Here is a 23,467-nt window from a genome sequence, read left to right on the forward strand (position 1 = left end):
GCATCACAATTATCGGCACGCCGTACAGCCGTCCGACCCATCACAATGGCTTTTATTGGCAAAGGATTTCGTAAATAATTGGATTTCCTGACTGTACGCTACCATTACGAATCACTTTGTCTTTGTACATCCCATGCTGCCGATTATTCCTGCCATTCCTCTTGATAGCATCGAGCGGACGCTTTATGCCTCAGCCGACATTACGGCGGCCTTCGTCGCATCGATCAGCGGCGCCCAGGCCGCGCGGCAACGCCGGCTTGACCTGTTTGGCCTCATCATCATCGCTTATCTCACGGCCATGGCGGGCGGAATCTTTCGTGACCTCTGCATCGGCGCCCTGCCGCCCATCGGACTGGCCGATTGGCGCTACCTCTGCGCGACACTGGCCGGCGGCGCAATCGTGCTCTATGCGCCGCAATGGTTTGACCGCTTCAAACATCCTGTGGCTTTTTTTGATGCGCTGGCACTCGGTTTTTACGCCGTCGTCGGAGCGCAAAAAGCGCTTTTTTACGGCCATAACGCCCAAGTCGCCATCCTGCTGGGCACAGCAACGGCAGTCGGTGGCGGTGTAGTCCGTGACATCCTGCTTGCCCGCATTCCCAATATTCTCCGTAAGGAAATCTATGCCGTCGCGGCACTGACCGGCGCAGGCATTCAGGTGCTTGGCAACACGCTCGGCTGGTCGGCGACTTTTACCCCCTGGCTCGGCGCTTCGGCCTGTATTCTCATTCGCCTGCTGTCATTGAAATATGGCTGGCATCTGCCGCTTTCCCGTACCGAAGATGAGGAGCCAACACGGTAAAAGCGCATCAAAGGCGCCTGCCCTGTAGCCCTTGTAAACAGGGCATCTCAGAGGTGGCGCCCGGAGATCCTTTATCCACGCGGGTTTCAGAGGAGCTGGAATCGCCCTGTTGTTGCGGGCTCCGGCGGTATCTGGCCGGCTGGCGATAGCGGACTGGCTACAACTGTCTGGCCTGAAGCCCGCGTATTTCGGGCATCTCCGGGCACCCCATCGGAAACCCTTTATCCACATAGGCTTCCTGGCGCCTCCCCGGAAACGCCTTACCCAGCCGACGATTTACGGCCGCGTCCGGTAAACCTCGCGCCCGGCATTGCGGATGTCATGGCGCAATTGTCGCCGCTCTTCTGGCGACAGGCGACGAAAATGCTGCACTTCGAAAGGCGGCTCCCCGGCATGTTCATACCCATGCGCTTGTGAAGGCGCGCGCTCGCCAAAATCTTCTCCTTGTGGCGATACCCAGGCGGCCGGGCGCTGACCGCGCGGTGAGTCGCCCTCCTCCCCGCGCCTTGCGTGAGCGCATGGCGCAGACAGCCCCACTAACACCGCCAATACTGCGATGAAACGAAAGCGCTGTTTCATGGTGTTATCCATCAAATGATTTTACCGGGCATAAAAAACACGGGGTATCGGATGCGGAAATTGTACTCGGAAACTCCGTGGGCGCATTGTAAAGATAAAGATTGTGAATTCACTAGGCAGGGTATGCTTTTCTGTGAGTTCCGAGATTACGAGAAAGCGAACACAATGATACAGATCATCTGATTTTTAGGCTCACACAAAGATGTAATGATTTGTTTCCTCTATTCTTCGTGAATCCATGCTCTCCATTTCTCTTCATTTTTCCACTCTCCCTAAGCCGGCTCTCCAATAATCTCGAGCAGAAAATAAACAATATAAGAACCGACCCGGCCATAAAATGTACTGCTTAAGTACGATGGCTTTTTTTGGGGTCGTCAGAAAGCGGACTTGCCGATCGCGATAATGAAAGCGGCAGATCAAGGCGGGCCAGCAGGCCGCCGCCCGCACGTGGACACAGGTGCAGAGAGCCGCCGTGCAAGCGTGCGATGCGCTCGACGATCGCCAATCCCAGACCCGTGCCATCGTCGACATTGCTACGGGCAGTGTTATGGCGGGTAAAGGGGCGTTTGAGCCGCTCCAGCTCTTCAGGCGGAATTCCCGGCCCGCGATCCATGACATCAACCCAAAGATGACCATTTGTCTGGCAAGCGGTAATCGTAATCTCGCCGCCGCCATATTTCCGGGCATTGTCGATCAGATTGGTCAAGGCGCGGGTCAGCGCTTTGCGCCGAACGGTCAGCGGCGGCAAAGCGTCGAGATGCACCGTCAGATGGCAATCCGCCATGCGACGAACAGATTCGGCGACCTGCCGGATCAGGGCACCGATATCGCACGGCTCGGCCAGCTCATCGTTACCGCGTGCATAATCGAGAAACTGGCCGATGATGGCATCCATCTGCTCGATATCGCTAGCAACCGCCTGGCGCGTCGCCTCATCGGCAATCGACATTTCCGATTCCAGCCGCAAACGTGCCAGCGGGGTGCGCAGGTCGTGCGAAATACCTGCCAGGACTTCGGTACGTTCGGCATCTATGCGTTTGAGATCTTCCGACATACGGTTGAATGAAGCGGCCAATCGCGCCAATTCGCAGGCGCCATTTTCGGGAATCGGTTCAGGATGCAGGCCAAGCCCCACCGCTTGCGCCGCTTCCATCAACTTCCGCAATGGCCGTGTAATGCGGGAAACGATCAGCCAAGCCACCAACATCGCCAGCAACAGGGCGAGACATCCCCAGCCCAGCCAATACAACGGAAACTCGCTCTCGGCGCGTTTTCCCGGCAACATGAGCCAGTATTCGGCCTCCTCAGAGGCATAGAGCGGAAAGCTGACCCAGATGCCGGGCTGATCGTTGACTGCGCCCGCAAACCGTGTTTCAGTCCCCAGTTCGGCGCGCGTTGCCGCAATAAAATCGCGGAAAAATGGCGTATCGGGCAAATCCTTAACGACATCACCCGGTTCAATCGGATAAATCTGCACGCCTTCATTTTCAGCAAGATCACGCAGCAAAGCCATGCGCCACTCCGGGTTGGCGGCAACCAAGGCTGCCCGAGTCAGATTGACGACACTGACCGTGAGCTGGCCGAGTTGCCGGGCGCGCGGTGCGTGTTCAGTGAGGGTGATCAGTGTCGCCCAGATGGAAATGCAGACAGCCAGCAGAATGCTGATCAGCAGAAAAGTACGGACGAGCAGCGTGCGTGGATAAAAACGGCTGAGCATTCCCGCACCATTGGGTTTCAGCGGTTTTGGCCGTCGGGTACGAATACGTAACCAAATCCCCAAACGGTTTGCAAATAGCGCGGATTGGCCGGGTCTGGTTCAACCAGCTTGCGCAGGCGTGACACCTGAACGTCAATGGTACGGTCAAAAGGCCCTTGTTCCCGCCCGCGCGCGAGCGACATCAGGCGGTCGCGCGAGAGTGGCTGCCGCGGATGTTCAAGCAACGCTTTCAGGACAGCAAACTCACCGGTCGTCAGCGATAGGGTTTCACCGTTCTTTTTGAGTTCCCGCGTCGCCAGATCGACTTCCACCTCGCCAAAAACAATACGTTTATCCTCTACGGTCGGCGCTCCCGGCACCACGTCGATTCGGCGGCGCAATACCGCCTGAATACGGGCAACGAGTTCCCTGGGGTTGAACGGTTTGGGCAGATAGTCGTCCGCCCCCATTTCCAGTCCGACGATACGGTCGATTTCATCGCCCTTGGCCGTCAGCATGATAATCGCCAGCTGCGGATCATCGGCACGCAGACGGCGGCAGATCGACAGCCCGTCTTCACCAGGCAGCATCAGGTCGAGCACAATCAAATCAAAGCGATAACGTGAGACGGCTTTATCCATGGCAACAGCGTTCTCTGCCGTACGCACAAAAAAACCCTGTTCGCCGAGATAGCGTTGCAGAAGATCCCTTAAACGTTTGTCGTCATCTACGACGAGAATTTTACGATCGGCCATGCACAACTCCTGATGAAAGCGCCTGCTTCCAAGAATGAAAGCCGGCAGAATCATACCGCAAGCCGGCGCTATTCGCCGGATAACGGCGCAAACTCAAGGGCAAGTTTGGGTAATAAAAATCGCTGCAAACCTGATGCCGTAAAGCATTAATCGGCGTCAAATTCCTTGCAATAGACCCAAGAGGGTTGTCGACAGGCGCCCCGGAACCCCGCGTAAACAGGGCGTTTCCCCGGCACCTCCCCGGAAACCCGCGTGGATAAAGGGACTCCGGGCGCCTGCCTGGAGGCGCCCTGTTTATAAGGGTTTCAGGACCCCCCTTCGGAGATGCCCTGTTTACGCGGGGTTCCGGGGCGCCCAAAAGCAAAAGCCCGGCGGGCTTGCGGCTTCACCGGGCTTGGCGCCCGCCATAAATATCACGGGCGTTGAAAGAGCGTAGCTCAGTCGATCAAGGTATGCATCAGGTCGATCATGAACTCGACGTCTTCTTGCGGTGTCACTTCCCAATGATCCAGTCCCAAATCCTTGAGGATTGCGGCCTCTTTCGGATCATTGGCCATTCCGGCAAGTGCCGCTTGCAGTTGCGCGGCATGGTCTGCGAATTTTGGGCCAGCCAGCAACATGTGTTTAACGACGCTGATCTGGCTGCGGACCAAGGGATGAAGCGAACCGCGCACAATGGCAGACAGTCCATCATAACCATGCGCCGGGAAAATACCGACATCCGCCGTACCGCTCATCAAGGCCTTGGCAATCAGCACATACGTCGGGCAAGTCGTTTGCTTCACGTCGGCAGGCGCAATGTCAGCCGGCTCGAGCATAATCATGCCCATCATCAGCACATCAGGGTCCCCGCTTGACGCTATGGTAATTCCGGGCTTGAGGTCTTCGATGCGTTTGACCGGCGAACTGGCGGATACGGCCACGACTGCTTCATCTGCCAAATCACTGGGATGTGCGATGGCAATGAACTGCTTTTCTCGAACAAGCATGGCAGCGTCGGCCGGATTGGCGTAAATCAGGTCGATTTGATCGGCAGCGATGGCTTCGCGCTGCTTTTCAAAGCTGTCGTAGAGCGCCAAATGACAGGCAATATCCAGCTTCTTTTGCAGCCAGGTGTTGAAGATATGCCAGGAAGCGAGTTTGTCGGGACTAAAATCCGGACTGACGGACAGGTTGAATGTCATGACGCCTCCTTCGCCTTGAGATCTGCATATACCGGGATGAGCGATTCAATCTTGGTGCGCGAGGGCTTGCGGCGCACCGAAGTGTAGCCGACGATCTTGCCGCCGCGAATATTGGGAACAACGACGGCATATACCCAGTAATATCCACCGTCCTTGCGCAGATTCTTGACGTATCCGTGCCATTTTTTTCCCGACTGAACTGTCGTCCACAAATCGGCAAAAGCCGCCTTGGGCAGATCCGGATGACGCAGAATGCTGTGCGGCTGACCAATCAGATCTTCGCGCGTATAGCCGGACATATCGACGAACGCTTGATTACATTGCGTGATAATGCCCGCCGGGTCGGTACAGGAAACGATCAGTTTGCCTTCCGGAAAATCCGTTTCGATATCAGTGACGAAAATTTTGCGCTGACTTCCATCGTAATACGCCAGCGTATATTCCTTGCCAGAGCCAACGACCTGGCTAGGCTCCATGTCTTTCATGATAGTCCTCGTAAAATCATTTATTCAGAGTGCATGCGTCAGACCTACCAATAAACGGCAGACTCGCCGCATATCCGAACCGGAGATCGGTCATCAATAAGGCGGGTCTTTAGATCATCTTGGCAATACTTTCAGAAGCACGCCTGACATCGAGGAAAATCAGGCCAAGCTTGGCGTTCGGTTTGGCGAGAACGGTAACCACGGCTTCCTTGCCTGCGCCAGTCAAAATGACGAAACCTTGGCTGCCTTTGATCAGCACCTGTTCAAGGGTCCCCCGCGCCAGTTCCTGCGCGGTGCGATCGCCCAATGACAACATGGCGGCACTCATCGCGCCCATGCGATCCTCGTCGAACCCTTGTGGCATCAGCGAAGCCATCATCAGACCATCAATGGAAATGATAGCCGAAGCCTCAATATCGGTAGAGCTGCCATTGAGGTCATTCAATACGGATTTAAGCATGTCTGCAAGCATGGATATGCCTCCTTAGGTAAAAATTGAAAAATGCCGATTAACGGCCGAAACGTTGATGCAAAACAAAAGCAAGTTCAACGAGCTGTGGTTGATTGAATGCCGGTGCACCAGCAATGACGAGGACGAAACGTTCCGGGCCGACAAAAACGGGCCAGAAGCCGAGCTGGGCATGGCCGGCGGCATTGGTCAGCGCCCAGGCGCTGCCGGGCAGACCCAGGTTACGGTTAAGCGCCCCAGCACGCCGGGCGTGCATGTTCGCCAAGTCGGCAGAAAGCGCCGAGAGTTCTTCAGCAGTTTCATGCGGGAATCCGCTGCTATACAGGTAAAAGCCTTGCGTATCGGCGAGCAGAATTTTCCCTTCCCGACTCAGCGGCGGTAGAAGTGTCGGTAAAGTTTCCTGAAAAGGTTCGGAGGGAAATTGATAAGGCTCGTGCATTGCCTGAATCCAGCCAAGCGATTGCAGACGCCAGACGAATTCGCGTGCCTCTTCGATGGAAGGCAAACCACTCCATTGGCAGAGATTGCTGTCATTGGCCTGCGCCTTACCCTGCTGGTCAAGCAAAGCCAGCAAAAAATTACGTAAGCGATTGCTCTCCGGCTCAGAAATAACTTTGAAGGCACCGGCGGGCGAAGGCAAAAGGTACATGCCTGGAATAAGCCTATGTGATGTATCGTTCATGATCTGGCCGCCTTACGCCTTTCAACCATCGGATCGATGGAACATAACAGGGATTCGATAAGGAGAACGATATCCCGCCGTTCACGGGCATCAACCTCAAATACGGGCACGCCCCGCAGGCCCAGCGATGCCAGCTCTTGCTGATAATCTTCGGTCGAAGGACGTGGCCGCAAGTCGCTATGCGTCACGCCAATTACAAGCGCGGTACGCTGGATGAAGTCTTTGAAGGCCGAAATGAAAAAACGCAGATCCCGAACAGGATTCGGACGGTCGTTATTGACCAGAAGAACCAGGCCAATCCCCCCTTCGATCAGAATATCCCACATAAAATCGAAGCGTTCCTGCCCCGGTGTGCCATATAGGTGGATCGCTGCATTATTAGGCAGGTTGATCCGGCCGTAGTCCATGGCTACCGTAGTTTCCGCCTTCATCGTACGCGTCATGTCGGTAGCCATGCTTTCAGTGCGCACGGTCGGGATGTCGCTAATCACGTTGATTGCTGTAGTTTTCCCGGAACCCACCGGCCCGGTAAAAATAATTTTATGTACCATGTTCATGATGAAGGTCTCGCCAAATCCGTATACCCGGCCAATTTTCTGAGCAGCATACGGAACAGGCCTTGTTTTTGATGTGTTTCTACAGGGGGCTCAACCGTTGCTACCGATGGGGTATGTTTTTCCTGAACATTCACCAGCCCAATTGAATTGCACGCGCTGTAGAGTGCAAAAACATAGCGTTGCGGCACCTCCAGAGATTCAACCGTCTGTTCAAGCGAAGTACGGTAACGCGCCCACAGGCCGAGAATCCGCGCCGCATGCGGCGGTGTTTGCAAACGGGTCAGGTTAGGCCAGTGCACCAGAGAAATAGAAGCATCCAGCGACGTACCTTCTGGCAGACGTCCACGCGAGGCGCACAGGGCAAAACGCCAGATCAGGCTATTCATGCCGTGCTGCTCGGCTGTCGACGGTAGTGAAGCAATTTCCCTGTCTGAAACCTGATCGATACGCAAATCTTTATAAGCCAAGGGAATACGCCCGGCGGAAAGCAGCTTGGATAGCGGCACGACAGCAAAAATGCGCTGTTTTGCCGGATCGACGATAAGTGCCTGGAATCCAAGCCCCGACATGCGCAAAGAAACGGAGCGTTCCTTTGCCATCGCCAGGACGCGCTGAACGTGTCCTTGAAGGAAATTGTCGGGACGGTAAAAAACTCCCTCGCGTGCGCTCTTGTTTCTCAGATCGACATCGGGCGAGGAGCCGATATAGAAATCAAATTCCCCGGCACTCAGACTGGGCGGTGCGGCAATACCCTTAGGCGGTATCGCGTTTTCTGCGTCATTTGAGTTTTTATCCGTTTTTTTGGACGCCATTGATACAGGTACCAATGCATTGGCACTGGAAGCGCTGGCGCCAGAAAGGCGTGTCAGTTTCTCCTTCAACACACTTTCACTGGCGACGGAAAACCTGGCAGGCGCCGTTTTATCTACAGAAGCAGAGGTAGGTGGGGACACGGCTACAGGCTGTGTCAGGCAGCGATCCGCCAACTTACGTAAAGCTCCGGCAAATGCAGTTACATCAATTGGTTTACGGATGGCGATTCCATTCTCCGGCGCGTGCTTTTCCGGCGTCATCGTCAGCATGATAACTTGATGCTTGGGGAATTCAGCCAAGTGTTTCTTCAGCAGATCGTCCGCATGATAGCCGTCAATGTCGATGATGACGGCGTGCGCTTCAGCTGCATCCTGCGCAATCTGGCATAGATTGGCCAGATGGCGGTCAAAAAATATCCGCATGGTCTGCCGGCCGCGTTCACTCATACCCAGCGTATAGACCTTAAATGCGCCTTGGGGGATTGAGATATCCATTATGAAGGACTCCTCCCGGAGAGTGCCGACTGTTTGACAACAACGGCTCCTGTGCCGATAAACCCGGCCGTCAGTCGGCTGCGCGGCGCGGGCGCGGGCGTCTGCGTGAACAGCCCCTTCTCCAATCGCCTTGACAGAAACACCTGTTGAGCGGGCGACAGGAAGATCAACGACTGGCGTAACAAATTGGTGCGTAAATCAAGGGCCTCGTTCCCCGTGGCAATGAACAGATCAACCAGCGCACCAAACAACTCTTCCGGATCATCCAGTGCCATTGCAATAAATATCCGCCGTGTATGGCACAGCAAATCTTTGGGAGCCAATTCGATACGCGCCGCCAGAAAGTCGGCCATCGCCCGACCAGAACGCCCAAGGCGTAGATCATAACCGGCAAACGGATAAAAAGCAGGCTCAGGACTACCGATACGGGCAACAGTAGCTTCGTCAGCAAAAGACGAATCAGTCATAAGAAAACAGCCAATGCATTGATCGAAGGGATAAGCATAGTTTTCTGCAGAACTTTTTGGATAATAACCTTGAAATAAATCAGAATACTACCGCCGATATCTTACAAAATTGTTGATGATATGAGGGAGACAATATCATTTCTTTTTAGCAAGAACCATGAATTTTTTCACAATGGCTTCTCAATTCTCCACAAAATGCCAAAATACCTATCTTGGAAAGCCTTCAAGGCAAAGGTGTACGCATAATCAGCATCCCAAACAAAGCGGCAAATTAAAGCCCTGTACGAAAGAAACAAACGAGAAAATTAAGATCGATACAGAAAAACGGCACCGGAATAAAACGGAAAGCACTCCGTAATGAAATCGGAGCCGATATTCCGGTCAGGTTCTAGACACAGTCCGGCAGTTTTTAAAAAATCCGCCAAACAAAGTGAGTGGCGCAGTATTTAAGCTATTGCAAAGCGGGTTTGAGTTTACCACCGACAAACGGAAGATACGGCCGCTCTGGGATGTTGATCGTGTAGGTGCGGGCGTTAAGCTGCTCAAAATTTGATTTTTCGCGCGCGACAAAGCGCTTGCTCACCGCCTCGGTGGAGCTTAAAAAACATCGAGCGGCTACGCACGGCGATGCTGATTTGGCCGCCGAACGGGTGAGTCGGACCATACTCCACGTTCGTGCCGATGCGGGCAAAGTCGGCACCGAGCCGCATTGTGATGCTGTCTTTAAGGTGGCTTTAATCGACCAGGATGTGCGGGTTGCTGCCGCGCTTTTTGCCCGGGCGCTTTAAGGGTTTCCACTTGCCCGTCGGGCCGCGCTGCTCGACAAAGTTGCTGACCGTCCAGTGTTTTAGCACGCCGGCAATCGCATTCATCGCTGGTGTCATGTCGCGCGAGACAGCCTGTAGGCGATTAAAAGCATCGATAATGCTTCTATCTTCCAATGTAACGACAATGGTTGCCATAATTTGGATTATGTCCTATGCCGTGATCAGGCTGATTGCGGCCGTACAAGCGCTTCCGAACCTGACGCGTCCAAAAGAGCTGCACAATAAAACCCGGTGAGTCGGCGCCGGGGGTTTTTTATTGCTCTGGCGGTTTTGGCATGCGGCGGTAGAACAAAAAACCATCGCGCTGCTTCTCGATGTATTCGCGCTGCACTGCATAGTAGGCCGGGTGTACGGCAAGTTAAGGCAATGGCAGATGGAAAACTCAATCTGCATCAATCCGTCAATGGCAGTAACTTGACGAACCGGAATGGCTTCCGTGTCAGGCGTATCGGGTTCATTTATTACTCTGCCAACAAGGCCGCAATCAGCCTGGCCTCGGGTAAATGCTTCCAGTAATCTACGGGCATACAACGCCGCAAAGCAGCGGGATTACGACGTGCAGCATTAAAATGATTGGCGTAATAAGTCAGCCAAAGAACTTCGCCCGCATCGGGCGGCGGCGCATTTACAGCAACCGCTCCGTCATGAAATTCGAGATGCGCCATATCCCATATTGCACAGGCATCGGGCGTCACAATTGCCCAGCAATGCCCGGGGAAACGTTGTACGAAATGGGGCGCCACCAGGTGTAGCACCCGGTGACGTGGTTCATACCAGGCGACGTGCCACGCCTCCTGACGACTTTGGTGCCGCCATCGTTCTGACTCGCTCTCCAGACATCCGGCCATCGTACGGCGCTGTGCCATCCACGGACGAAAACGGACAAAACCAAGCATACGGCAAGCATCATGGCGGACATCGCGGTAATAGTCGTTGATTGCTTTCATGTCCGGATCGAGCGGGTCACAGCGCAATGCCGGTTCTCTCTGCCAGCGCCAGAGAAAACGATACAGACAATGTAACCGCTCAGGCGCACGATGCAATATGACCAAAGACAACGCCTCCAGCAAGGTACGTGGTAAACGTAAGCCCGTGGAATTACCGGCCTTATGCGGGGCGTTCCGCATGACTACGCTGTCACCCGCTTCGCTCGTTACTCCGTTGTTTATTCTGTTTTTCGCCTTATTTTCTGTCCTAGCCCTACTCTCTCTCCCTGCCCCACTTTCCGCTTGATCCCCCAACTCCGCCAAATAATGGGCATCTCCGGTATCTCCCGCAGTTCCGAATAAATCGAGATGGCCCTGCGCATCGTCGGCAATCCGCCAATGGACAGATTCTGGGGGTACATCGGCGCGCAGTAGATTACGGGCAGCGCTTCTGAACCCCTCCCAATCATCGGCATGGGCAAGTATGACCGTCCTCAATGCCCTCTTCTTTTGCCCAGAACTCATGGTGGCAGATCGAAAAGTACGAGCTGCTCAGGCACCCGCCCGGCATACGCCGTGCGATACGCACGGTAAGGATTGAGGCAATCAAGCGATTTACCGGGATGGTGGTCGCTCACGCAAATAAAGGGCAGCATTTTTGTGACACTGGTCTTCTGCCGCATCAAATCGGCAAGCCTCAAGGTACGTACACGGCGCGCAGCCAGCAAGCGACCGACAATGCGCGTTCCCAGCCCGGGTACGCGCAACAATGCTTCGCGTGGTGCACTTTGCAGGTCAACGGGAAAAAACTCTCGATGGCGCAACGCCCAGGCCAGCTTGGGGTCGCATTCGGTAGCGAGCATGCCATCCGGCGCGGCGTCAAGAATTTCATCAGCAGAAAAACCGTAAAACCGCATCAGCCAGTCGGCCTGATATAAACGATGTTCACGGCGTAGCGGCGGCGGTGAATGCGGCAGACAAGACGCCGCACCCGGTACGGGAGAAAACGCTGAGTAATACACGCGCCGCAGACCGTAGCGCTGATACAGCCGCTGACTGAACGAAAGGATTATGGCATCGTTGCTTGCGTCCGCGCCAACGATCATCTGCGTGCTTTGCCCGCCAGGCGCAAATCTGGGGACTAGCGCCGGACGTGCGGCTGTATTGGGCAGAGCGCGAATACGCCCTTCGGCCAAACGACGCTCGGTGCGTGCTTCGGTAATTCCTGCATGCGCCAGATGCAAGGCAGCGTGAATCGCTCGCGCATTCTTATCCGGTGCAAGTTGTGAAAGGCTTGCCCGGTCTGGTAATTCGACATTGGCGCTGATCCGGTCAGCATAACGTCCGGCCATATCGATCAGCAGCGCGCTGGCACCGGGAATGGTTTTCAGATGAATATACCCCATGAAACCGTGACGCTCGCGCAAGCTGCGCGCCACGGCAACCAACTGTTCCATCGTATGATCCGGGCTACGCATCACGCCCGAACTTAGAAACAACCCCTCGATACAGTTGCGTTGATAAAGATCAAGCGTCAGCCAGACGATCTCTTCGGGCGAAAAACGGGCGCGCGGCACATTGCCGCTTGTCCGGTTAATGCAGTACAGACAGTCGTAACGGCATTGATTGGTCAGCAGGATTTTCAGCAGCGAGATGCATCGCCCATCGGGTGTAAAGCTGTGGCAGATACCGCGCCGGAAAGTACTGCCAATTTTCGCCTTATGACCAAGCACACCCGTACGTACTACACCGCTAGATGCACAAGACACGTCATACTTGGCTGCATCAGCCAATATCATGATTTTCTTAAGAATCCGCTCAACGTTGACCGCTGCCATGATGAACTGCCCAAATCAGTAAAACAAACTATAGAAATATTTTACTGTATATTTGTACAGTTTATCAGTAATAAAACGTATGGTCTACACGGATCAATACAGCAGCAAGGCGCAAAAAAATCCGCCGACCCATCGCTGAGCCGGCGGATATATAGATCAATGTGATGAAACCGCGTTACACGCGCTACGAATCCTACAAATCAGACGCGATTTAGTTGCTGATCGCCGCCTGTGCCGCAGCCAGACGTGCGATGGGCACACGGAACGGCGAGCAACTCACATAGGTGAAACCAACCTTGTGGAAGAAAGCGATAGATGCCGGATCACCGCCATGTTCGCCGCACACGCCAATCTTCATGTCTGGCCGCACGGAACGTCCCCTTTCAACGCCGATCCGCACCAGAAGGCCAACCCCTTTTTGGTCAATCGACTGGAATGGGTCGTGCTCATACATACCATCCGCGATGTAGCTTGGCAGGAATTTACCGATATCGTCACGCGAAAAGCCCAGCGTCATCTGAGTCAGATCATTCGTGCCAAAAGAGAAGAACTCAGCCTGCTTGCCGATGCTGTCAGCCACCAGCGCACCGCGCGGCGTTTCAACCATCGTGCCCAACATGAAATCGATCTTCTCCTTGCGTTCGGCGAAGACGGCCTCGGCGGTATCGCGAATTACTTTGGCCTGCGCATTGAATTCGCGCACGGTGCCGACCAGCGGAATCATGATCTCAACCTTCGGCGTCGCGCCCTGCGCCCTAGCATTGAGCGCCGCCTCGATAATGGCGCGCGTCTGCGTTTCGGTAATCTCCGGATAGGTGATCCCCAGGCGGCAGCCGCGATGCCCCATCATTGGGTTGGCTTCGTGCAGCTCGTCGACACGATGCTTGATTTCCTCGAAAGACAATCCCAATTCCTTGGCCATATCACGCTGGTTTGCCTCATCGTGCGGCAGAAACTCGTGCAGCGGCGGATCGAGCAAGCGAACGGTTACGGGCAGCCCATCCATGGCCTTGTAAATGCCTTCAAAGTCACCGCGCTGCATCGGCAGCAGTTTGGCCAACGCCTTGCGGCGGCCCGCTTCGTCATGCGCCAGAATCATCTCGCGCACAGCCTTGATACGATCGCCTTCAAAGAACATGTGCTCAGTGCGGCACAACCCGATACCGACGGCACCAAAATTACGCGCCACCTTGGCATCTTCCGGATTATCGGCATTGGCGCGGATTTCAAGTTTCTTGTACTTGTCGGCCAATTCCATCAATTTGCCAAAGTCACCAGATAGATCGGCATCCTGGGTCGGAATCTGGCCGGCATAGACCTGGCCTTTCGAGCCATCAAGCGAAATCCAGTCGCCTTCCTTATATACGATGCCGTCGACGCTCATCGTGCGTGCTTTCGGATCGACACGCACGGCGCCCGCACCAGAAACGCAGCATTTGCCCATACCGCGCGCCACAACAGCCGCATGCGAGGTCATGCCACCACGCGCGGTCAGAATACCTTCGGCAACGGCCATGCCGCGCAGGTCTTCCGGCGAGGTTTCTTGACGCACCAGAATGACTTGCTTGCCTTTGGCACCCCATTCTTCCGCCTCATCAGCAAAGAAAACAATCTGGCCCGTGGCAGCGCCCGGCGAGGCCGGCAGACCGCTGGCGATCGGCTTCGCCTTGCTGATGGCGGCACCATCGAACACCGGGTGCAACAATTCATTAAGACGATCGGGATTAACACGCAGCAGTGCGGTTTTTTCATCGATAAAGCCTTGCTCCATCATCTCGATCGCCGTGCGCACGAGTGCGGCGCCAGTGCGCTTAGCGGAACGGGTCTGCAGCATCCAGAGTTTGCCTTCCTGGATGGTGAATTCAATATCCTGCATATCCTTATAGTGGTTTTCCAGTGCCGTCTCGGTCTTAACGAGATGTTGGTAAACCTCAGGCATCAGTTCCTCGAGCGAAGGATATTTAGCACGGCGCTCTTCTTCACTGATCTGCGCCAGTTGCGCCCAGCGGCGCGAACCTTCCAGGGTGATCTGTTGCGGCGTGCGGATGCCGGCCACGACGTCTTCGCCCTGCGCATTGATTAGGAATTCGCCGTTGAACACGTCTTCGCCCGTCGCCGCGTCGCGCGTAAAGGCGACCCCCGTACCACTTGTCTCGCCCAGGTTGCCGAACACCATCGACTGTACGTTGACGGCGGTGCCCCAGGCATCGGGGATTTCGTTCATCCTACGGTAGAAAATGGCACGGTCGTTGTTCCAGCTCTGGAAGACGGCCATGATGGCGCCCCACAACTGCTCCCAAGGATCGTTCGGGAAGTCACGGCCGAGGCGATTGCGCACCAGCGCTTTGAATTCATCGACCATATGTTTTAGATCATCAACACCCAGCTGGGTATCGAGTTCGACGCCCTTCTTTTCCTTAATCTTGTCGATGATGACTTCAAACGGGTCGTGATCTTCCTTTTTCTCGGGCTTGAGTCCCATAACGACGTCGCCGTACATCTGAATGAAACGGCGATAGGAATCCCAAGCAAAACGCTCGTTGCCCGATTTTTTTGCCAGACCGTTGACGGCTTCATCGTTGAGCCCAAGGTTGAGGATAGTGTCCATCATGCCGGGCATTGAAGCACGTGCGCCGGAACGCACGGAAACCAGCAGCGGATCATTGGCGTCGCCAAATTTTTTGCCCATTTCTTTTTCGATGAAGGCAATACCTTGTCTGACTTCAGCCTCAATCATCTGGCGAACAGTATCACCGCCTTTTTCGGTATAGACGTTACAAGCCTCTGTACAGATCGTAAATCCCGGCGGAACCGAAATGCCCAGACGGCACATTTCCGCCAAGTTGGCGCCCTTACCGCCCAGCGTATTTTTCATGTCGGCGGCGCCATCTGTCTGCGATGCGCCAAATAAGTAAACCAGTTTATTTGCCATATATCAATCCACGCGTAAAAGAATGAAATTAAAACAAACCAAAATAAATTCCAAAAGCAAAAAAGCAATAAATTTTGCCGATCAAATCGGCCGATAAAACGAAAGCCGCGATTTTATCTTAATTCTTTCTTCAGGAAGCGTTTTTTCAATAAAAACATCCGCATGCAAGGAGGTATATCGAAGCATCATGCGCAAACAGCGTAAAGCACGTTTTGAATCACAGGCGAGTAGCTAGCGCCATTACGCTAGCAAGCCATGCTCAGGCAGCCGAAGTCAGTATGCGAATTTCACGCTGCGGAAGAGAGATCGCGATACCGTGCTCACGAAAAGATTCAAGAATCGCCCGATTTACTTCGGCGATCGACGGTACATAGTCCGGTACATTTACCCAAGGATTAACATTAATAGCTACGCCTGAATCAAAGAACTGGCTGACGCCCAGCACCGGCTTGGGTTCTGCCAGAACGCGCGGATTGGCTTGCAAGACGCTCTCGATCAGACTGAACGCCAGTGCCAGATCCGTACCATAGGCCACACGCACTAGGAGGTTGAGCTGGCGGATCTTGCCGTAGTTATGCAGGATTTCTCCTACGATCTTACGATTCGGAATGATGACGCGAGAACGGTCGGGATGGCCCAGCGTCGTATTGAACAGCGTAATATCGAGAACCTCGCCTTCCTCATTGTTGATAGAAAGATAATCACCGACATGGAACGGCTGGGTAAAGATAATAATCAAGCCAGCCGCCACATTGCTGAGCACGCCTTGCATGGCCAGAGCAATGCCTGCCCCTGCCACGCCAAGCCCGGCAACGAGAGGCAAAAGCTCGACACCGAGATTCTGTAAAGCAATGATGACGAACAGCGACAACACGCATAATTGTGCGATACGCACTAATAACAAGCGCACGGGCGGTTCAAGATGAAAGCGCTGCAAAACCCGATCGCACAGGCGCATCACCCAGCCACTGACCATGTAACCCAGCACAAGGATGACAAGCGCGACAAACAGTTTTGGCCCGAACCCGATTGCCTTGTCCAGCATATTTTCTTTGAGGTGGTCGATCATTCGTAACTGTTCATTCATCGCTGTCTCCTTGGCCAGGACGCCTGTATGTAATACGGCACTCACAAGCAAACCATTATGACACGCAGCGTCAGTGGCCTGCTCGCCGTTCCGGCACGCCCGTTATTTGGTGCCGATCGGCGTGCGCGGCAGGGATTTTTTCGGCAAGCGCAACAACCGGGTCAGCTGCGGCGCAAGCATCAAGGCAATCCGGTTATCCCTGGCAAACTGCCGGGCCTTATCGCTCAGGTCAATCACGGAAACGTAAAGGGCTTCGCGTGCCTCCTGCGCCTCTTGCGCTGCCACTAAGGCACGCAGCGGCTCTATGCCCTGGCTGGCAGCCTTCCAGCGCTTGCAGCACACCAGCGAGTCACGCCCTTCCTTGGTCAGGAGAAAATCCGCCGCGCCATTTATACGCCTAACTTCAAACCCGTCGCGCCGGAATGCCTGCTCCATGAGAGCTGAAAATTCGCGCCAAGACATCGCTATCACCGCCTCAACCGTATCGTTTACGCGTGACTGGCTGGGCACGTCTTTTTGCCGCCACGCGACAATCATGGCAATCACGACAAAAGGCAAGGTCAATGTTAAGGCATAGGAAAAATAGTCCCCATGAAACATAATCTTGCCCAGTAGCCCGATACCGCACGCAGCAAGAATACTGACCCACCACGGCGAGCGGAGCAGATAAGCAAACAGGGATTTTTCCGCCATTTTCAGTTTCATAAAATTACTCGATCAAGCCCAAATTGCTATTGCTTTCAGAAAAAATCGCGCAGATACACAACCATCAAAAGAATAAAAAGTATAGCGGATACGAGAACCGGCAAAAAACAAAGGGGAAAGCGCTTTGGCGCTTTCCCCCAATAACCTGGAGCGGGAAACGAGTCTCGAACTCGCGACCTCAACCTTGGCAAGGTTGCGCTCTACCAACTGAGCTATTCCCGCAAGCTGGAGGCGCGAGCCGGAGTCGAACCGACCTACACGGATTTGCAATCCGGTGCATAACCGCTTTGCTATCGCGCCCGGAGCCCCCATCCTTTGACAGGCGCTAGAAACCAAAAATTTGAAACTGGAGCGGGAAACGAGTCTCGAACTCGCGACCTCAACCTTGGCAAGGTTGCGCTCTACCAACTGAGCTATTCCCGCCCCGAGCGGAGAGCGAATTATATAGTCTGAAATTCCGGTGTCAAGCGCATTTCCGCGTATTCTCCGCTATTTTTCAAGGGATGCATGATCGCCGGTCAGATGCGGCCATGCCATGCGCATGTAATAACCCATCGACCACAACGTCAGCGCAGCAGCGACATACATCAGCCATGTACCACAGACATGTGCGTCGAAGGTACCGATCGGCATATGGTATAGCAGGAGAGGAATCGAGAGCATTTGTGCAAAGGTTTTGATTTTGCCGATCATCGACACGGCAACGCTCTTGTGTGCGCCAATCTGCGCCATCCATTCGCGCAATGCGGAAATCGTGATCTCGCGTCCGATGATAATGATGGCAAAAATAGCATCGACGCGGTCGAGCCAAACTAAAATAATCAGGGCAGCCGTTACCATCAGTTTGTCGGCGACAGGATCTAGGAAAGCGCCAAAGGCGGAGGTTTCATTCCATCGACGCGCAAGATAACCATCAAGCCAGTCAGTCGCGGCAGCAACGATAAAAATAACCGTCGCTGCCAGGTCGTGGCCAATGGGTTGAAGCCAAGTGCTGGGAAGATAAAAAATGGCGACCAGCAGCGGAATCAGAATGATTCGGAGCCAGGTCAAAAACATCGGCAAATTCGATAGCATCAATGCAGCGCCTTGAAAATTGTTTCGGCCAATTCTCGGCGAATGCCAGGCACCGATGCGAGCTGATCGATTCCTGCATTCCGAACGCCTTGCAGGCTGCCGAAATGCACCAGCAGGGCTTTTCGCCGTTTTGGGCCGATGCCTTCGATCGTATCAAGCTGCGACCCCTGGCGAGATTTACTGCGTCGTGCGCGGTGCCCAAAAATAGCGAAACGGTGCGCTTCATCACGGATTTCCTGGATCAAATGAAGCGCCGGATGCTCGGGTGACAATTGTACAGGTTCCCGTCCATCCGGAAAAATCAGGGACTCCAGCCCCGGTTTGCGCGCCTCGCCCTTAGCAACGCCGACGATCGGGAGCATCCCCAGCCCCAGATCGTTCAATGCTTCAACGGCCACAGCTAACTGCCCTTTTCCGCCATCAATCAGAACCAGCGTGGGTGCAATGCCCTCGCCGCTCGCAACTTTCTCGTAACGGCGCCGCACGGCCTGACGGATCGCCGCATAATCATCGCCTGGCTGAATATCCGTAATATTGAAACGCCGGTAATCCTGGCGACTCATGCCTTTGCCCCGATAAACAACGCAAGAAGCCACGGCCGACTCGCCCTGCGTATGGCTAATGTCGAAACATTCGATACGCGCTTCTTCCATCCCCTGCCCCACCGGGTCGATCTCAATGGACAGAAAGTCCAGCAACGCGGCCAGCCGCGCACTTTGCCGTGAATGGACATCAAGACGGCTGGCAATTGACAAACGAGCGCTTTGCTCGGCCATTGCCATCCAGGTCTTATGCATCGTCGTTCTTGGCTTGGCCAGCACAACGGGCTGACCGGCAAGCTGGGTCAGATTTTCTGCGATATCGGCATCTCCTGGCAGTCGATTGAGAAAAATCCGCCCCGGTACGGGATGGCTTGCATAGTGATGGGCCAAGAAGGCCGACAAAACAGCCTCCGGCGAATGGTCACCCGTATGCTCAGGAAACTGCGGACGATCACCAAGATGCCGCCCGCCGCGCACCATCGCCAGATTGATGCAGAGCATGCCATTTTCGACAACAACGGCGACAATATCGGCATCTTCGCCACGCGTGCTCTCGATAAACTGCTTATCTCGCACCCGCCGTAATGACTGGATTTGATCGCGATAACGCGCCGCCTGTTCAAAATCGAGCGCCGCCGCCGCCGCATCCATCATCTGCTCAAGATGACCCAGTACTTCCTGATTCCGCCCTTGCAGAAACAGGGCGGCGAGCTGGACGTCCCGCGCATAGTCCTTCGCTTCGATTAAGCCAACGCAGGGCGCCGAACATCGCTTGATCTGGTACAGCAGACATGGTCGGGAACGGTTGTTGAACACCGAATTCTCGCAGGTGCGCAGGCAAAACATTTTTTGCAAAAGCGCGATGCTCTCCCGCACCGCACCGGCAGAAGGAAACGGCCCGAAAAAATCGGCCCGGCGATCAGTGCTGCCACGATAGAAGGCAAGCCGGGGAAAGGCATCGCGCGTTACGACGATATAAGGATAAGATTTATCGTCACGAAAAAGGATGTTGTAACGCGGAGAAAGACGCTTGATCAGATTGTTTTCAAGCAGTAGCGCTTCCGCCTCCGAGCGCGTCGTCATCGTCTCGATACGGGCAATCTGGGCCACCATCAGGGCTGTGCGCGGGCTCGGCAGGTTTTCCCGGAAGTAGGAGGCAACGCGCTTCTTGAGATTTTTTGCCTTGCCGACGTACAGCACCTCGCCTTTGGCGTCGAGCATACGATAGACGCCGGGCAAATCGGTCAGCCTCGCCAGGAACGACTTGACGTCGAACGCCTCGGCTTCGGTTGCAGCTGGCGTATGCGGCTCCTCATCCATGGAATACTGGCCTTATCATCTTCTTGACGCTGTTACGATATGGCTTTCGATAGTATCACGCCTCTCCCATGCCTTCCCCATGCCTCCTTTTTCACACCGCCCGTTCTCTTCGATGACAACAACTGCCCCCGTATACGTACAACGGTGCGACATGTTCTGCCGCGTCATCGATAATTACGGTGATATTGGTGTTTGCTGGCGGCTGGCGCAGCAGCTAGCTGGCGAACATGGTCTGGCTGTTCGCCTATGGGTCGATGACCTAGCGGCTTTTGCCGGTATTTGCCATGACATCGACCCACGGCGGCATACGCAAATATTTGCCGGAATCGAAATTTTCCGCTGGCAGGATCCATTCGATACCGCTGGCGAAACGATCGAACCGGGTGATCTTGTTATCGAGACCTTTGCCTGCCATTTACCGGAAAGTTTTGTCGAAGCCATGGCAAAAAAGCCCGTACCGCCGGTCTGGATCAATCTCGATTACCTAAGCGCCGAAGCCTGGGTCAGCGGCTACCACACACTGCCTTCACCCCATCCACGCCTGCCGCTCACCAAATTCTTCTTTTTTCCCGGTTTCGATGAAACCACGGGCGGACTACTGCGCGAACATCATCTGGATGTACATCGCCAACAATTCCTTGATTCAACGGCCCAACGCACATCATTCTGGCGCAGGCTCGGCTTTTCGATGCCCGAAAATGCGCGGAATACACCGCTTCTGATTTCTCTCTTTGCCTATGAGAATCCGGCGCTACCGATGCTGCTGAAGCGCCTAGAGCAGCGAGCGAACAGCCATGCCCCCATCTACTGTCTGGCACCGATGACACGCACGCAGACGGACATCGAGGCATTTCTCGGGGAGCCGATACAGGCGGGCGCATGCTACCGGCGCGGCGCGCTAGAAATCTACACATTTTCCTGGATTGATCAGCCGGATTACGACCGTCTGCTTTGGCTGTGCGACATCAATTTTGTACGCGGCGAGGATTCCTTTGTCCGTGCGCAATGGGCCGCCCGCCCGCTGGTCTGGCAAATTTATCTGCAAAGCGATCACGCGCATCGCACCAAACTCGACGCCTTCCTTGACCGCTACACAGCCTTATTGGATACCAAAACCGGTGCCCGCCTGCGTCGCTTCCATCTGGCATGGAACGGATTTGAAACGCTCACCGCGCATTGCATCGACGACTGGCTGGGAAGCCTGTCGGAATTGCGCCAATACGCACAAGAATGGCAGAAAAATCTGTCAAAACAGCAGGATTTATGCAGCGCCCTCGTGTATTTCTACCAATCCAAGGCTATAATGCGCGGCTAAAATTTTTCTTCGTAATTTTTATAATTCTCTGAATACAGGTTAATTTTATGAAAACCGCTCAAGAACTCCGCGTTGGCAACGTCTTCATGGTCGGCAACGACGCCATGGTCGTCCTCAAGGCCGAATACAGCAAATCCGGCCGCAACGCCTCGGTCGTCAAGATGAAGATGAAAAACCTGCTCACAGGCACCCCTTCCGAAACCGTTTATCGCGCCGATGACAAGTTCGACACCGTTCAGCTCGACCGCAAGGAAGTGACCTACTCTTACTTCGCCGACCCGATGTACGTCTTCATGGACGCCGAATACAACCAGTACGAAATTGAAGCCGAATACATGGAAGATGCGCTCAAGTACCTTGAAGACGGCATGACCTGCGAAGCCGTCTTCTACAATGGCAGAGCCATTTCCGTCGAATTGCCGACGATCCTCGTGCGCGAAGTCGTCTATACCGAACCGGCTGTCAAGGGCGACACATCAGGCAAAGTCATGAAGCCGGCACGCCTTGCCACTGGTCATGAGCTTCCCGTACCGGCCTTCGTCGAAATCGGCGATAAAATCGAAATTGATACTCGTACGGATGAATACCGCGCTCGCGTCAAGTAATCCTTTGGCTCGTACATCAAAAACAAAGGCGGCTTCGGCCGCCTTTGTTTTTACCGCCAGCCAAAGTGCATCCCAGAAACGGCATCCCGCACCCCCTTGTGGATAGGGCATTTCCGGCCACCCCTTCGCAAACCCGCATGGATAAAGGCGCTTCGGGCAGGCGCCCGGAGATGCCCGTGGATAAAGGACTTCCGGGCGCCCTTTCCAGGATGCCCTATCCACAAGGGGTTGCGGGCGTATAGAATGCTTCGCTCCGAAAAGTGTGCGGCAGGTAATCCATCCGTTAAATTCCCATTCCCAATCCCAATCAATTAACGCCTCACCTATCGGCCCAACCCCATCGACAAAGGAACCCCTATGAAAAAAGTCATCACCCTGATGCTTGCCGCAAGCGGCTTGATGAGTTTTGCTGGCAGCGCATTGTCCAATTCCGCCTGCGACAAACCGCGCAACAATTTCGACGATATGTATTGCCTCAGCAAGGTGTACCAAGAGGCCGATGTAGAACTGAACAAGAATTACAAAAAGCTGATGGACAAGCTGGACGCCAATGGCAAGACCGCGCTAAAAGCCGGGCAGATCGACTGGATCAAAACGCGCAACAACAACTGCAGCCGGCATGAAGGCGATAATTTTCTTGTCGATCTCAACTGCGCCACGCAAACAACCATCCAACGCGCGCAGTTCCTGCAAGATCGTTATCGGGAATGCATCAGCGCCGGCTGCCAGAACAGCAAACTGGCGCAATAAGCCCTACTCACTAAAGCAAACGGCCGGGATCGGTTCGCCACCCGGCCGGCCGCTTGCCGGTTTCCCGGCCGATGCTTGTCGCCTCAAATATAATCGACGACCACCGTCTTTTCGGCGGGCGCCGTTGGCGGCGTGTGTGTTTCCGGCGGTTGCGAGAGTGTTTTTGAAACCTCCGGCAACAGGTCAAAGCGACGATGCAGCGCGGCAAATTCATCCTTCAGTTCCGCGCGCATGGTATCGACCATGGACAGCTGCGATTGATCGACCAGTGCCTGGAGACGATTGATCTCCTTATTCAAACGGTTTGTCTCACGCAATGCGCCAATCTGGTTATGCAATGTCGCCAGAAAAAATAAAACTGTCAGGATCCCCAGCGCCCCAACCAGAACCAGGCCGAGTGGCGCATCAATGCTGAACAGCAGAAGATCGAGCCGCGCAGGAATCGCCAGGGTTTCCCAATTGATTATCGACAACGCCACGAGCGCGGCCACAATCAACCATACGAACCAGTTTACGAGTCTTTGCATGAAAATCTCCAAACAAATGAATCGGAAAGTCCGATA

General features: G+C 54.5%; 24 protein-coding genes and 3 tRNA genes. 4 read left to right on the forward strand and 23 right to left on the reverse strand.

The window, feature by feature from the left end:
* Positions 1-133: 133 nt before the first annotated feature.
* Positions 134-802, forward strand: a complete 669-nt coding sequence (locus ABCS64_RS04905; protein ID WP_418890783.1) for a trimeric intracellular cation channel family protein — start codon at positions 134-136, stop codon at positions 800-802.
* A gap of 276 nt (positions 803-1,078) precedes the next feature.
* Here ABCS64_RS04905 and ABCS64_RS04910 read toward each other — a convergent pair whose 3' ends face one another.
* The 22 genes from ABCS64_RS04910 to uvrC form a co-directional block, all read right to left on the reverse strand.
* Entirely contained in the window at positions 1,079-1,381 is a 303-nt protein-coding gene (locus ABCS64_RS04910) for a hypothetical protein (RefSeq protein ID WP_418890784.1), read from the reverse strand.
* A 346-nt stretch (positions 1,382-1,727) separates the two neighbouring features.
* Positions 1,728-3,098: an ATP-binding protein gene (locus ABCS64_RS04915; RefSeq protein WP_418890785.1), complete on the reverse strand. Its 1,371-nt coding sequence runs from the start codon at positions 3,096-3,098 to the stop codon at positions 1,728-1,730.
* A 17-nt stretch (positions 3,099-3,115) separates the two neighbouring features.
* Complete coding sequence (gene ompR / locus ABCS64_RS04920; RefSeq protein WP_418890786.1) at positions 3,116-3,832, reverse strand: osmolarity response regulator transcription factor OmpR; 717 nt, start codon at positions 3,830-3,832, stop codon at positions 3,116-3,118.
* Positions 3,833-4,269: 437 nt separating this feature from the next.
* Positions 4,270-5,016, reverse strand: coding sequence for a PhnD/SsuA/transferrin family substrate-binding protein (locus tag ABCS64_RS04925; protein ID WP_418890787.1), 747 nt, complete (start codon positions 5,014-5,016; stop codon positions 4,270-4,272).
* Positions 5,013-5,501 carry a PAS domain-containing protein gene (locus ABCS64_RS04930; RefSeq protein ID WP_418890788.1) on the reverse strand — a complete coding sequence of 163 codons (489 nt, stop codon included), beginning with the start codon at positions 5,499-5,501 and terminating at the stop codon, positions 5,013-5,015. The genes ABCS64_RS04925 and ABCS64_RS04930 overlap by 4 nt, the downstream gene beginning before the upstream one ends.
* Before the next feature lie 109 nt (positions 5,502-5,610).
* Positions 5,611-5,973: a roadblock/LC7 domain-containing protein gene (locus ABCS64_RS04935; RefSeq protein ID WP_418890789.1), complete on the reverse strand. Its 363-nt coding sequence runs from the start codon at positions 5,971-5,973 to the stop codon at positions 5,611-5,613.
* Between the two features lie 37 nt (positions 5,974-6,010).
* Positions 6,011-6,652, reverse strand: a complete 642-nt coding sequence (locus ABCS64_RS04940) for a hypothetical protein (protein WP_418890790.1) — start codon at positions 6,650-6,652, stop codon at positions 6,011-6,013.
* The gene (locus ABCS64_RS04945; protein ID WP_418890791.1) at positions 6,649-7,209 is read right to left on the reverse strand and encodes a GTP-binding protein; all 561 of its coding nucleotides are present in this window, start codon (positions 7,207-7,209) and stop codon (positions 6,649-6,651) included. The genes ABCS64_RS04940 and ABCS64_RS04945 overlap by 4 nt, the downstream gene beginning before the upstream one ends.
* Positions 7,206-8,291, reverse strand: a complete 1,086-nt coding sequence (locus ABCS64_RS04950; RefSeq protein WP_418890792.1) for a hypothetical protein — start codon at positions 8,289-8,291, stop codon at positions 7,206-7,208. The genes ABCS64_RS04945 and ABCS64_RS04950 overlap by 4 nt, the downstream gene beginning before the upstream one ends.
* A 224-nt stretch (positions 8,292-8,515) precedes the next feature.
* Entirely contained in the window at positions 8,516-8,983 is a 468-nt protein-coding gene (locus tag ABCS64_RS04955) for a hypothetical protein (RefSeq protein ID WP_418890793.1), read from the reverse strand.
* A 451-nt stretch (positions 8,984-9,434) separates the two neighbouring features.
* A complete protein-coding gene (locus tag ABCS64_RS04960) occupies positions 9,435-9,647 on the reverse strand; it encodes a hypothetical protein (protein ID WP_418890794.1) in 213 nt (70 codons plus the stop codon).
* 70 nt (positions 9,648-9,717) lie between these two features.
* Complete coding sequence (locus ABCS64_RS04965; protein WP_418890795.1) at positions 9,718-9,945, reverse strand: phage virion morphogenesis family protein; 228 nt, start codon at positions 9,943-9,945, stop codon at positions 9,718-9,720.
* Between the two features lie 326 nt (positions 9,946-10,271).
* Positions 10,272-11,261 carry a TIGR03915 family putative DNA repair protein gene (locus ABCS64_RS04970; RefSeq protein WP_418890796.1) on the reverse strand — a complete coding sequence of 330 codons (990 nt, stop codon included), beginning with the start codon at positions 11,259-11,261 and terminating at the stop codon, positions 10,272-10,274.
* Positions 11,258-12,574 carry a putative DNA modification/repair radical SAM protein gene (locus tag ABCS64_RS04975; RefSeq protein WP_418890797.1) on the reverse strand — a complete coding sequence of 439 codons (1,317 nt, stop codon included), beginning with the start codon at positions 12,572-12,574 and terminating at the stop codon, positions 11,258-11,260. Before ABCS64_RS04975 ends, ABCS64_RS04970 begins: the two co-directional genes overlap by 4 nt.
* Before the next feature lie 211 nt (positions 12,575-12,785).
* A complete protein-coding gene (gene ppdK, locus ABCS64_RS04980; RefSeq protein WP_418890798.1) occupies positions 12,786-15,506 on the reverse strand; it encodes a pyruvate, phosphate dikinase in 2,721 nt (906 codons plus the stop codon).
* Positions 15,507-15,765: 259 nt separating this feature from the next.
* Positions 15,766-16,593 carry a mechanosensitive ion channel family protein gene (locus ABCS64_RS04985; protein ID WP_418890799.1) on the reverse strand — a complete coding sequence of 276 codons (828 nt, stop codon included), beginning with the start codon at positions 16,591-16,593 and terminating at the stop codon, positions 15,766-15,768.
* A gap of 102 nt (positions 16,594-16,695) precedes the next feature.
* Positions 16,696-17,298: a restriction endonuclease gene (locus ABCS64_RS04990; RefSeq protein ID WP_418890800.1), complete on the reverse strand. Its 603-nt coding sequence runs from the start codon at positions 17,296-17,298 to the stop codon at positions 16,696-16,698.
* 146 nt (positions 17,299-17,444) lie between these two features.
* Positions 17,445-17,520 (reverse strand) — tRNA-Gly (locus tag ABCS64_RS04995).
* Positions 17,521-17,524: 4 nt separating this feature from the next.
* Positions 17,525-17,598 (reverse strand) — tRNA-Cys (locus tag ABCS64_RS05000).
* 47 nt (positions 17,599-17,645) lie between these two features.
* Positions 17,646-17,721, reverse strand: a tRNA-Gly gene (locus tag ABCS64_RS05005).
* A 66-nt stretch (positions 17,722-17,787) separates the two neighbouring features.
* The gene (gene pgsA, locus ABCS64_RS05010; protein ID WP_418890801.1) at positions 17,788-18,372 is read right to left on the reverse strand and encodes a CDP-diacylglycerol--glycerol-3-phosphate 3-phosphatidyltransferase; all 585 of its coding nucleotides are present in this window, start codon (positions 18,370-18,372) and stop codon (positions 17,788-17,790) included.
* Positions 18,372-20,234, reverse strand: coding sequence for an excinuclease ABC subunit UvrC (gene uvrC, locus ABCS64_RS05015; RefSeq protein WP_418890802.1), 1,863 nt, complete (start codon positions 20,232-20,234; stop codon positions 18,372-18,374). Before uvrC ends, pgsA begins: the two co-directional genes overlap by 1 nt.
* A 151-nt stretch (positions 20,235-20,385) precedes the next feature.
* Between uvrC and earP the strand changes: the two genes are divergently transcribed.
* The 3 genes from earP (at position 20,386) to ABCS64_RS05030 (ending at position 22,904) form a co-directional block, all read left to right on the forward strand.
* Positions 20,386-21,549: an elongation factor P maturation arginine rhamnosyltransferase EarP gene (gene earP / locus ABCS64_RS05020; protein WP_418890803.1), complete on the forward strand. Its 1,164-nt coding sequence runs from the start codon at positions 20,386-20,388 to the stop codon at positions 21,547-21,549.
* Positions 21,550-21,596: 47 nt separating this feature from the next.
* The gene (gene efp / locus ABCS64_RS05025) at positions 21,597-22,154 is read left to right on the forward strand and encodes an elongation factor P (protein ID WP_418890804.1); all 558 of its coding nucleotides are present in this window, start codon (positions 21,597-21,599) and stop codon (positions 22,152-22,154) included.
* A 357-nt stretch (positions 22,155-22,511) separates the two neighbouring features.
* Positions 22,512-22,904 (forward strand): lysozyme inhibitor LprI family protein, encoded by a 393-nt coding sequence (locus ABCS64_RS05030; RefSeq protein WP_418890805.1) that lies wholly within the window; start codon positions 22,512-22,514, stop codon positions 22,902-22,904.
* Positions 22,905-22,987: 83 nt separating this feature from the next.
* On the opposite strand, the gene ABCS64_RS05035 is transcribed toward ABCS64_RS05030, so the two are convergent.
* Positions 22,988-23,431 (reverse strand): LapA family protein, encoded by a 444-nt coding sequence (locus tag ABCS64_RS05035; RefSeq protein WP_418890806.1) that lies wholly within the window; start codon positions 23,429-23,431, stop codon positions 22,988-22,990.
* Positions 23,432-23,467: the final 36 nt, after the last annotated feature.

Source organism: Dentiradicibacter hellwigii (assembly GCF_041770905.1).
GTDB lineage: Bacteria > Pseudomonadota > Gammaproteobacteria > Burkholderiales > Rhodocyclaceae > Propionivibrio > Propionivibrio hellwigii.

Coding starts and splice junctions, on each gene's coding strand:
- ABCS64_RS04905 (WP_418890783.1), top strand. CDS start 134: ATGCTGCCGATTATTCCTGCCATTCCTCTTGATAGCATCGAGCGGACG.
- ABCS64_RS04910 (WP_418890784.1), bottom strand. CDS start 1,381: ATGAAACAGCGCTTTCGTTTCATCGCAGTATTGGCGGTGTTAGTGGGG.
- ABCS64_RS04915 (WP_418890785.1), bottom strand. CDS start 3,098: ATGCTCAGCCGTTTTTATCCACGCACGCTGCTCGTCCGTACTTTTCTG.
- ompR (WP_418890786.1), bottom strand. CDS start 3,832: ATGGCCGATCGTAAAATTCTCGTCGTAGATGACGACAAACGTTTAAGG.
- ABCS64_RS04925 (WP_418890787.1), bottom strand. CDS start 5,016: ATGACATTCAACCTGTCCGTCAGTCCGGATTTTAGTCCCGACAAACTC.
- ABCS64_RS04930 (WP_418890788.1), bottom strand. CDS start 5,501: ATGAAAGACATGGAGCCTAGCCAGGTCGTTGGCTCTGGCAAGGAATAT.
- ABCS64_RS04935 (WP_418890789.1), bottom strand. CDS start 5,973: ATGCTTGCAGACATGCTTAAATCCGTATTGAATGACCTCAATGGCAGC.
- ABCS64_RS04940 (WP_418890790.1), bottom strand. CDS start 6,652: ATGAACGATACATCACATAGGCTTATTCCAGGCATGTACCTTTTGCCT.
- ABCS64_RS04945 (WP_418890791.1), bottom strand. CDS start 7,209: ATGAACATGGTACATAAAATTATTTTTACCGGGCCGGTGGGTTCCGGG.
- ABCS64_RS04950 (WP_418890792.1), bottom strand. CDS start 8,291: ATGCTGACGATGACGCCGGAAAAGCACGCGCCGGAGAATGGAATCGCC.
- ABCS64_RS04955 (WP_418890793.1), bottom strand. CDS start 8,983: ATGACTGATTCGTCTTTTGCTGACGAAGCTACTGTTGCCCGTATCGGT.
- ABCS64_RS04960 (WP_418890794.1), bottom strand. CDS start 9,647: ATGGTCCGACTCACCCGTTCGGCGGCCAAATCAGCATCGCCGTGCGTA.
- ABCS64_RS04965 (WP_418890795.1), bottom strand. CDS start 9,945: ATGGCAACCATTGTCGTTACATTGGAAGATAGAAGCATTATCGATGCT.
- ABCS64_RS04970 (WP_418890796.1), bottom strand. CDS start 11,261: ATGAGTTCTGGGCAAAAGAAGAGGGCATTGAGGACGGTCATACTTGCC.
- ABCS64_RS04975 (WP_418890797.1), bottom strand. CDS start 12,574: ATGGCAGCGGTCAACGTTGAGCGGATTCTTAAGAAAATCATGATATTG.
- ppdK (WP_418890798.1), bottom strand. CDS start 15,506: ATGGCAAATAAACTGGTTTACTTATTTGGCGCATCGCAGACAGATGGC.
- ABCS64_RS04985 (WP_418890799.1), bottom strand. CDS start 16,593: ATGAATGAACAGTTACGAATGATCGACCACCTCAAAGAAAATATGCTG.
- ABCS64_RS04990 (WP_418890800.1), bottom strand. CDS start 17,298: ATGAAACTGAAAATGGCGGAAAAATCCCTGTTTGCTTATCTGCTCCGC.
- pgsA (WP_418890801.1), bottom strand. CDS start 18,372: ATGCTATCGAATTTGCCGATGTTTTTGACCTGGCTCCGAATCATTCTG.
- uvrC (WP_418890802.1), bottom strand. CDS start 20,234: ATGGATGAGGAGCCGCATACGCCAGCTGCAACCGAAGCCGAGGCGTTC.
- earP (WP_418890803.1), top strand. CDS start 20,386: ATGTTCTGCCGCGTCATCGATAATTACGGTGATATTGGTGTTTGCTGG.
- efp (WP_418890804.1), top strand. CDS start 21,597: ATGAAAACCGCTCAAGAACTCCGCGTTGGCAACGTCTTCATGGTCGGC.
- ABCS64_RS05030 (WP_418890805.1), top strand. CDS start 22,512: ATGAAAAAAGTCATCACCCTGATGCTTGCCGCAAGCGGCTTGATGAGT.
- ABCS64_RS05035 (WP_418890806.1), bottom strand. CDS start 23,431: ATGCAAAGACTCGTAAACTGGTTCGTATGGTTGATTGTGGCCGCGCTC.